The organism is Paraburkholderia sp. NPDC080076, from assembly GCF_050281145.1.
GTDB lineage: Bacteria > Pseudomonadota > Gammaproteobacteria > Burkholderiales > Burkholderiaceae > Paraburkholderia.
Genome location: NZ_JBNNWQ010000002.1, coordinates 347890 through 356146 on the forward strand (window position 1 = coordinate 347890; position 8257 = coordinate 356146).

General features: G+C 62.3%; 8 protein-coding genes and 1 tRNA gene. 7 read left to right on the forward strand and 2 right to left on the reverse strand.

Annotation, left to right across the window (positions count from 1 at the left end):
• Positions 1 to 3 precede the first annotated feature (3 nt).
• Together mutY and mutM are read right to left on the reverse strand one after the other, a co-directional pair.
• Positions 4 to 1131 (reverse strand): A/G-specific adenine glycosylase, encoded by a 1128-nt coding sequence (gene mutY / locus ACQKRQ_RS08910; protein ID WP_427476431.1) that lies wholly within the window; start codon positions 1129 to 1131, stop codon positions 4 to 6.
• Positions 1132 to 1138: 7 nt separating this feature from the next.
• Positions 1139 to 1969, reverse strand: coding sequence for a bifunctional DNA-formamidopyrimidine glycosylase/DNA-(apurinic or apyrimidinic site) lyase (mutM, locus tag ACQKRQ_RS08915; protein ID WP_427476432.1), 831 nt, complete (start codon positions 1967 to 1969; stop codon positions 1139 to 1141).
• A gap of 87 nt (positions 1970 to 2056) precedes the next feature.
• Here mutM and ACQKRQ_RS08920 point away from each other — a divergent pair, with 87 nt between their 5' ends.
• The 7 genes from ACQKRQ_RS08920 (at position 2057) to pth (ending at position 8161) form a co-directional block, all read left to right on the forward strand.
• Positions 2057 to 3898, forward strand: a complete 1842-nt coding sequence (locus ACQKRQ_RS08920; RefSeq protein WP_427476434.1) for a tetratricopeptide repeat protein — start codon at positions 2057 to 2059, stop codon at positions 3896 to 3898.
• Positions 3898 to 4530, forward strand: a complete 633-nt coding sequence (gene lolB, locus ACQKRQ_RS08925; protein ID WP_427476435.1) for a lipoprotein insertase outer membrane protein LolB — start codon at positions 3898 to 3900, stop codon at positions 4528 to 4530. The genes ACQKRQ_RS08920 and lolB overlap by 1 nt, the downstream gene beginning before the upstream one ends.
• Positions 4531 to 4608: 78 nt before the next feature.
• Positions 4609 to 5490 (forward strand): 4-(cytidine 5'-diphospho)-2-C-methyl-D-erythritol kinase, encoded by an 882-nt coding sequence (gene ispE / locus ACQKRQ_RS08930; RefSeq protein WP_132376124.1) that lies wholly within the window; start codon positions 4609 to 4611, stop codon positions 5488 to 5490.
• Between the two features lie 52 nt (positions 5491 to 5542).
• Positions 5543 to 5619: transfer RNA gene (locus tag ACQKRQ_RS08935), tRNA-Gln, on the forward strand.
• Between the two features lie 45 nt (positions 5620 to 5664).
• Entirely contained in the window at positions 5665 to 6621 is a 957-nt protein-coding gene (locus tag ACQKRQ_RS08940) for a ribose-phosphate pyrophosphokinase (RefSeq protein ID WP_025597839.1), read from the forward strand.
• Between the two features lie 163 nt (positions 6622 to 6784).
• Positions 6785 to 7408, forward strand: coding sequence for a 50S ribosomal protein L25/general stress protein Ctc (locus tag ACQKRQ_RS08945; RefSeq protein WP_132376125.1), 624 nt, complete (start codon positions 6785 to 6787; stop codon positions 7406 to 7408).
• 150 nt (positions 7409 to 7558) lie between these two features.
• Complete coding sequence (pth, locus tag ACQKRQ_RS08950; RefSeq protein ID WP_132376126.1) at positions 7559 to 8161, forward strand: aminoacyl-tRNA hydrolase; 603 nt, start codon at positions 7559 to 7561, stop codon at positions 8159 to 8161.
• Positions 8162 to 8257 lie beyond the last annotated feature (96 nt).

Genomic DNA, 8257 nt, shown 5'->3' on the forward strand with positions numbered 1-8257 from the left:
TGATCAGATCAGCGAGCCCTGCAAACTCTCCAGCAGCTTGCGCACCGGCGCGGGCACACCGAACGAATCGAGATCGCTGAGCGCGACCCACGCCGTGTCGGCGTCGCCCAGCGCAGCCAAGGCGCCCACGCCTCGATCCAGCTCCGCGAGCCGCGGCTCGATGTCCAGTTTGAAATGCGTGAACACATGCGTGAGCGGCGCAAGCGGCGAGACCGCACCGTCGCCACCGAAGGCGCGCGCGCGGTCGGCGAGCGCGGCTTCATCGGCGGCTTCGGGCAAGCTCCACAAGCCGCCCCAGATACCGGACGGCGGGCGCTTCTCCAGCATCACCGCGTTGCCGTCGCGCAGCACCAGCATCCACGTACGGCGCGTCGGCACGGTCTTCTTCGGACGCGCCGTGGGAAGCAACCGCTGGCGTCCGGTCACGTTGGCGACGCAGTCGGCGGCGAACGGGCAGCGCAGGCAGTCGGGCTTGCCGCGCACGCACAGCGTCGCGCCGAGATCCATCAAGCCTTGTGTGTACGCGCTGACTTCGGCGTCCGATGCGTTCGACGGAAGCAGCGACTCCGCCAGCGTCCACATCGCGTTTTCGACTTTCTTTTCGCCCGGGAAACCTTCCACGCCGAACACGCGCGCCAGCACGCGCTTCACGTTGCCGTCAAGAATCGTCGCGCGCGCGCCGAACGCGAAAGACGCGATCGCCGCCGCCGTCGAACGGCCGATGCCCGGCAGCTCCGCCAGCTCCTCGACCGATGCCGGAAACTCGCCGCCATGCTGCTCGACCACGACTTGCGCGCAGCGATGCAGATTGCGGGCACGCGTGTAGTAGCCAAGGCCGGCCCACAACGCCATCACGTCGTCAGACGGCGCGGCGGCGAGCGCGGCAACGGTCGGAAAACGCGCGAGAAATTTCGCGTAATACGGAATCACCGTCGACACCTGCGTCTGCTGCAGCATGATTTCCGACAACCAGATGCGGTACGGATCGCGCGTGTTCTGCCACGGCAAATCATGCCGGCCATGCTGACGCTGCCACGCGATCAGACGCGTGGAAAAATCAGACATGACCGGAAAAGCAGGCGCTCGAGGCGCGGCGGACGGGGTTGAACGCGGAGTTAAACGAGAAGGCATTGGGGATTTAGCGCTGACAGGTGGGACAGAAATACGTTGAACGCTGCCCCTGCACGATCTGTTTGATCGGCGTTCCACACACACGGCATGGCAGCCCGGCGCGATCATAGACGAAATAGTCGAGCTGGAAGTAACCGCTTTCGCCATTGCTGCCGACGAAATCCCGCAACGTGCTGCCGCCCTTTTCGATGGCGGCGGCGAGCGTCACGCGCACGGCGTCCGCCAGCAACTCGAAGCGCACGAGCGAGACGCGCCCCGCCGCGGTGGTCGGCCGGATGCCGGCGCGAAACAGGCTCTCCGACGCGTAGATATTGCCCACGCCGACCACGATTTCACCGGCCAGCAGCGCCTGCTTCACCGAGACCTTGCGCCCCCGCGTGAGCCGGTGCATCAGCGCGCCGGAGAACGCGGGCGAAAACGGTTCGACGCCGAGGCTCGCGAGCAAGGGGTGCTCGAGCACGTCGCCGGCTTCGCGCGGGTGCCACAGCACCGCGCCGAAGCGCCGCGGGTCGCGATAGCGCAAAATGAACTCGTCGAAAATCCAGTCGATGTGATCGTGTTTCGCCGCGGCCGGCGGATGCGGCACATGGCGTAGCACCCGTAGCGTCCCAGTCATGCCAAGATGCACGATGAACCAGCCCGCGTCGATCTCGAACAATAGATATTTGCCGCGCCGCTCGACCTTGCGCACGACGTGCCCGCGCAAGGTTTTCGCAAGGTCGGCCGGAATCGGCCAGCGCAATGCGGGCGTGCGCACATCGACGCGTTCAACCTTGCGCCCGGACACATACGGTTCGATTCCCCGTCGGGTAACCTCAACTTCTGGCAACTCTGGCATGTCTAACTGGTCTGCAACTTGCGTGAGTGGTTGTGCGCGTATTGTAGCGAGCGCGTTACAATCGTCCGAAACATTGAACGGATTTCCATGAACTTGTCCTTCGTGAAGCTGTTTTTGAAGCGCCCGGCTAGCGCATTCCGCGTACCTCACGCCGTGTCCGCTCGCCGGATGCTCGGTGCGGCGGCGCTCGCCGTCTGGGCGCTGGCTGCCGTGCCCGCCCACGCGCAGGACCCATCGCCGGACTCGGATGACACTTCGGTCATCCTGCCGGATCCGCTCGGCCCGGCCTCGGCGGAAGACCAGAAGTCGCTGCCCGGCGTGCCGCTGACGAGCCAGATCGTATTCCAGGTGCTCGCCGCCGAAGTCGCGCTGCAGCGCGACCAGCCGGCGCCCGCCTATCAGACCTACCTCGCCCTCGCGCGCGACACGCATGATCCCCGCATGGCGCAGCGCGCCACCGAGATCGCGCTGGCCGCGCAGAGCCCGTCGGACGCTTTGACCGCCGCGCAATTGTGGCAGCAGTATGCGCCCAACTCGGAACGCGCCGCGCAACTCGACGCGTCGCTGCTCGTGCTGTCCGGCAAACCTGACGAAGCTTCGCCGATCCTCGCCCGCGAACTCGCACGGGTGCCCGCCGACAATCGCGGCAGCGCGATTCTGGCACTGCAACTGCTGCTGTCGCGCGGCCCGAACCGGATCGGCGGCCTGCACGTGCTGCAGGATCTGCTCAAGAACGACATGAACCGGCCCGAAGCGCAACTGGCGATCGCACGCCAGCAGCTCGTGTCGGACGACGCACCGGGCGCGCGCAAGTCGCTCGAACAGGCGCTCACGCTCAAGCCCGACTATTTGCCGGCGGCGCTGATGCTGTCGCAAATGGGCCCGGAAGAGCGCAAGGAAGGCATCGCCTCGCTCGAAAAGTACGTGCAGCAGAATCCGAAATCGCATGACGCGCGTCTCGCGCTCGCGCAGATGTATCTCGCGAGCGACCGTCTGGACGACGCGCAGAAGCAGTTCGAGATCATGCATAAGAACAACGCGAACGAACTGACGCCGCTCATGGCGCTCGCGTTGATCAAGATTCAGCAGAAGAATTTCAGCGACGCGCAAACGTACCTGACTCAGTACGCCCAGCAAGCGGAGAAAACGCCGGGCGCCGATCCGGGCCAGGCGTATATCTACCTTGCGCAGTTGTCGCTCGAACAGAAGAACGAAGCGGCCGCGAGCGATTGGCTGAACAAGATCTCGCCGTCGAGCCAGCAATATGTGCCGGCGCAGATCACGCGTGCGCAATTGCTCGCCAAGCAGGGCAAGACCGATGACGCGCGCAAGCTGCTGGCTAACCTGCCCGCGTCGGACCCGCGCGACCAGGCGCTGATCGCCCGCACCGACGCGGCGATCCTGTTCGACGCGAAGCGCTACCCGGAGGCGGAAACACGTCTGCAGCAAGCCACGGCGCAATTCCCCGACGACCCCGATCTGACCTACGACTACGCGATGTCCGCTGAAAAAACCGGCCATTACGACGTCATGGAAGCGCAGTTGCGCAAGCTGATCCAGACGCAGCCCGACAATCCGCAAGCGTACAACGCGCTCGGCTACTCGCTGGCTGATCGCAATCAGCGCCTCGCCGAAGCGGACAAGCTGGTCGAGAAGGCATCCTCGTTGGCGCCGAACGACGCGTTCATCATGGACAGCGTCGGCTGGGTCAAATACCGGATGGGCGATACATCGGACGCGATCAAGCTGCTGCGCAAAGCGTACGACATGCAGCCGAACGCCGAAATCGGCGCGCACCTCGGCGAAGTGCTGTGGAAAACCGGCAATCAGGATCAGGCACGCGCTGCTTTCCGCGATGCGCGCAAGCTCGAACCGGACAACGACACGCTTGTCAAAACGCTCCAACGTCTTCAGGTGAACGATCTTTGATGCGTCTTTCCCGTCTGATTTCCTTTCCCCGGGCGCCGCGTGGCGCGGCGCTCGGGTTCGCAGCGGCAGCGGTCGTCGTATTGGCCGGTTGTGCGTCAGTCAAACCGCAGGGTCCGTCCACGTCGAATGCCGCGACTTCCGTCACCGCGCAAACGAGCCGTGCTTACCAGGGCCGCTTCGCGGTCCAGTACAACGATCAGAACGGCCAGCAGCGCAACGCCTACGGCAACTTCACGTGGCAGGAAACCGGCGACACCGTGACCGTGCAGTTGCGCAATCCTCTCGGCCAGACGCTGGCGGTGGTGACGTCGTCGCCGGCTTCGGCCACGCTGGAACTGCCGAATCGCCAGCCGCTCACCGCGGATAACGTGTCCACGCTGATGCAGAATGCGCTCGGCTTCGCGCTGCCGGTCGAAGGGCTGCGCTATTGGCTGCAACCGTCGCCGGCGCCCACCTCGCGCGCCAAGACCGAGAAGGATCCGGAGCAACCGTCGCGGCTGAAGCAAATCACGCAGGACGGCTGGACGATCGACTATCTGGCTTATGCCGACGCGCCGGCCACCGGCGTGAAGCGCATCAACCTGACCCGCTCGGATCCACCGCTCGACATCAAGCTCGTGCTGGACCAATAACCCGCGCCGCTTCACGCACTCTTTCGCGCGCGACCTTGCCGCTTCTTTGGCGCCATGTGGCGCATGTAGCCTCGACTCATGATTGAAACGACCGATTCGCTGCGCGATTGCCTCGCGCCAGCGAAACTCAACCTCTTCCTGCACATTACCGGCCGTCGGCCGGATGGCTATCACACGCTGCAAACGGTCTTCCAGTTGCTCGACTGGGGCGACACGCTGCACTTCACGCGACGCAACGACGGGCTCATCACGCGCAGCACCGAGATCGCCGACGTGCCGCCGGAACATGACCTGACCGTGCGCGCCGCGACGCTGCTCAAAACGCATACGGGCTCGCCTGAAGGCGTCGATATCGAAATCGACAAGCGTCTGCCGATGGGCGCGGGCCTCGGCGGCGGCAGCTCCGATGCAGCGACGACACTGCTCGCACTGAACCGTCTGTGGAAGCTCAACTTGCCGCGCCTCGAATTGCAGGCGCTGGCATTGAAACTCGGCGCGGATGTGCCATTTTTTGTGTTTGGAAAAAATGCGTTCGCGCAGGGTGTCGGAGAAGCACTAGACGTTGTACAATTGCCGCCGCGCCATTTCCTAGTAGTGACGCCGAGGGTTCATGTTCCGACTGCAGCGATTTTTTCTGAAAAAGCGTTGACAAGAGATTCAAAACCCCTCACAATTACGGACTTTCCTGCAGAACTTAGCTGCAACACTGAATGGCCAGAAAGTTTCGGCCGGAATGACATGCAGCAGGTTGTCGTAGGGAAATACGCGGAAGTAGCGCAAGTGTTGCGATGGTTTGAAAACATCGCGCCAGCGCGGATGTCTGGATCAGGTGCAAGTGTTTTTGCAGCGTTCCGTAGTAAAGCTGAAGCAGAAGCGGTGCAAGCCAAACTGCCAGCCGAATGGAACAGCGCAGTGGCCGCAAGTCTCGATCAGCATCCACTCTTTACTTTCGCGTCATAAGTTTTGCATCGTCGAACGAAACTCCACGTTCGACGAAGCTCAGAGTTAGTGTAGGGGAGTCGCCAAGCTGGTTAAGGCACCGGATTTTGATTCCGGCATGCAAAGGTTCGAATCCTTTCTCCCCTGCCAAAATTTCTCGCATTTCCCTCGCCCCCAGCCTGAAGTAGGTGCACGATGAGCAGCCATGACGGCCTGATGGTTTTTACTGGCAACGCAAATCCCGCGCTTGCACAGGAAGTCGTCAAAATCCTCGGTATTCCCCTCGGCAAAGCAATGGTTAGCCGTTTCTCGGACGGTGAAATCCAGGTCGAGATTCAGGAAAACGTGCGTGGCAAGGATGTCTTCGTCCTGCAGTCCACGTGCGCACCGGCGAACGACAATCTGATGGAACTGATGATCATGGTCGATGCGCTCAAGCGCGCATCCGCCGGCCGGATCACAGCAGCCATCCCCTACTTCGGTTATGCCCGTCAAGATCGTCGCCCGCGTTCCGCGCGCGTCGCCATCTCGGCGAAGATCGTGGCGAACATGCTGGAAATCGCCGGCGTCGAGCGGATCATTACGATGGATCTGCACGCCGACCAGATTCAAGGCTTCTTCGACATTCCGGTCGACAACATCTACGCGACGCCCGTGCTGCTCGGCGATCTGCGCAAGCAGAACTACGAGAACCTGCTGGTCGTTTCGCCGGACGTCGGCGGCGTGGTGCGCGCCCGGGCATTGGCCAAGCAGCTGAATTGCGATCTCGCGATCATCGACAAACGCCGCCCGAAGGCGAACGTTGCCGAAGTGATGAACATCATCGGTGAAGTCGAAGGCCGTACCTGCGTGATCATGGACGACATGGTCGACACCGCCGGCACGCTCTGCAAGGCAGCACAAGTTTTGAAGGAACGCGGCGCGAAGCAGGTGTTCGCTTACGCTACGCACCCGGTTCTGTCAGGTGGCGCAGGCGAGCGTATCGCCGCTTCCGCACTCGACGAACTCGTTGTGACGGACACGATCCCGCTCGGCGACGAAGCCCGCTCGTGCGCGAAGATCCGTTCTTTGACCAGCGCCGGCCTGCTTGCCGAAACGTTCTCGCGGATTCGCCGCGGCGATTCGGTGATGTCGCTGTTCGCTGAAAGTTAAGTATTTGCGAAGGCGCAGCGCGCCGCACCATGCGGTACGCTGCGCTTTTGCACAATCGGCATGAACGAACGAAGGTTCGTGCCGCAGCTCTGGGGCCTCAGCCATCTGGCTTGGAGGCCCCGTTTTTACTGCCTGGTCGCGGGCAGTGCATTGGAGATTCAAAATGAAAGTAGTCGCTTTCGAGCGTTCTTTGCAAGGTACGGGTGCGAGCCGCCGCCTGCGTAACTCGGGCAAGACCCCGGGCATCGTATATGGCGCTGGTGCTGAAACGCAATTGGTCGAACTGGACCACAACGCGCTGTGGCACGCGCTGAAGAAAGAAGTTTTCCACTCGTCGATCCTCGATCTGGAAGTGGCAGGCAAGTCGCAACAGGTTCTGCTGCGCGACGTGCAATACCACCCGTTCCGTCAGCTCGTGCTGCACGTGGACTTCCAACGTGTCGACGCGAAGAAGAAGCTGCACACCAAGGTGCCGCTGCACTTCATGAACCAGGAATCGAACCCGGCAGTGAAGCTGTCGAGCGCGGTGATCTCGCACGTTATCAACGAAATCGAAATCGAGTGCCTGCCGTCGGCACTGCCGGAATTCCTCGAAGTTGATCTGGCGACGATCGAAGCGGGTCACTCGGTTCACGCCAAGGACATCAAGCTGCCGGCAGGTGTGTCGCTGGTTGCTCACGTCGAAGCAGAAAATCCGGTGGTCGCAGCTGCAACGATCCCGGCTGGCGCAATCGCTGAAGGCGAAGCCGCCGCTGCTGAAGGCGAAGGCGAAACGCCGGCTGCTTAAGGGCGCCTCACGCGAAGAGCAAGAAATCCTCTCGATCCGTTTCAATGAAACGGTCGACGTGACCCGCCGAGGTTCGCCCCGGCGGGTTTTTTTTCGGTTTTTTTCGGCTCGGCTGCGTTCGGCTGCTGAGCCAGATGGACCTACGCAATCATGATCAAGCTGATCGTCGGCCTCGGCAATCCGGGCGCCGAATACACCGCGACGCGCCACAACGCCGGCTTCTGGCTGGTCGATCAACTGGCGCGCGAAGCAGGCGCGACGCTGCGCGACGAGCGGCGTTTCCACGGTTTCTATGCCAAAGCACGGCTTCACGGCGAAGAAGTGCATCTGCTGGAACCGCAGACGTATATGAACCGTTCGGGCCAATCGGTCGTGGCAGTTGCGCAGTTCTTCAAGATTCTCCCCGACGAAATCCTGGTCGCGCACGACGAACTCGACATGCCTCCCGGCAGCGTCAAGCTGAAGCTCGGCGGCGGCAGCGGCGGCCACAACGGGCTCAAGGACATCACCGCGCATTTGTCGTCGCAACAGTATTGGCGGCTGCGGATTGGCATTGGCCATCCGCGAGACCTGATTCCCGAGAGCGCGCGCGCCGGCGCCAAGCCCGACGTCGCCAATTACGTGCTGAAACCACCGCGGCGCGAAGAGCAGGACGTGATCGATGCGTCGATCGAGCGCGGGCTCGCCGTCATGCCGCAAATCATCAAGGGCGAGTTGGAACGCGCGATGATGCAACTGCATCGCAATCCGTAGAATGCCCGCTGGAATCGATATTCGCTGTACCGTCTTCGCGCAACTATGTTGCATGGGACCGGACTAAGCGCTAAAGCGCTAACTCCGGTCGACCGC

What these genes read in the sequence shown, in the direction of transcription:
- ispE (WP_132376124.1), top strand. Translation starts at nt 4,609, where the DNA reads ATGATTGAAACGACCGATTCGCTGCGCGATTGCCTCGCGCCAGCGAAA.
- pth (WP_132376126.1), top strand. Translation starts at nt 7,559, where the DNA reads ATGATCAAGCTGATCGTCGGCCTCGGCAATCCGGGCGCCGAATACACC.
- ACQKRQ_RS08940 (WP_025597839.1), top strand. Translation starts at nt 5,665, where the DNA reads ATGAGCAGCCATGACGGCCTGATGGTTTTTACTGGCAACGCAAATCCC.
- ACQKRQ_RS08945 (WP_132376125.1), top strand. Translation starts at nt 6,785, where the DNA reads ATGAAAGTAGTCGCTTTCGAGCGTTCTTTGCAAGGTACGGGTGCGAGC.
- ACQKRQ_RS08920 (WP_427476434.1), top strand. Translation starts at nt 2,057, where the DNA reads ATGAACTTGTCCTTCGTGAAGCTGTTTTTGAAGCGCCCGGCTAGCGCA.
- mutM (WP_427476432.1), bottom strand. Translation starts at nt 1,969, where the DNA reads ATGCCAGAGTTGCCAGAAGTTGAGGTTACCCGACGGGGAATCGAACCG.
- mutY (WP_427476431.1), bottom strand. Translation starts at nt 1,131, where the DNA reads ATGCCTTCTCGTTTAACTCCGCGTTCAACCCCGTCCGCCGCGCCTCGA.
- lolB (WP_427476435.1), top strand. Translation starts at nt 3,898, where the DNA reads ATGCGTCTTTCCCGTCTGATTTCCTTTCCCCGGGCGCCGCGTGGCGCG.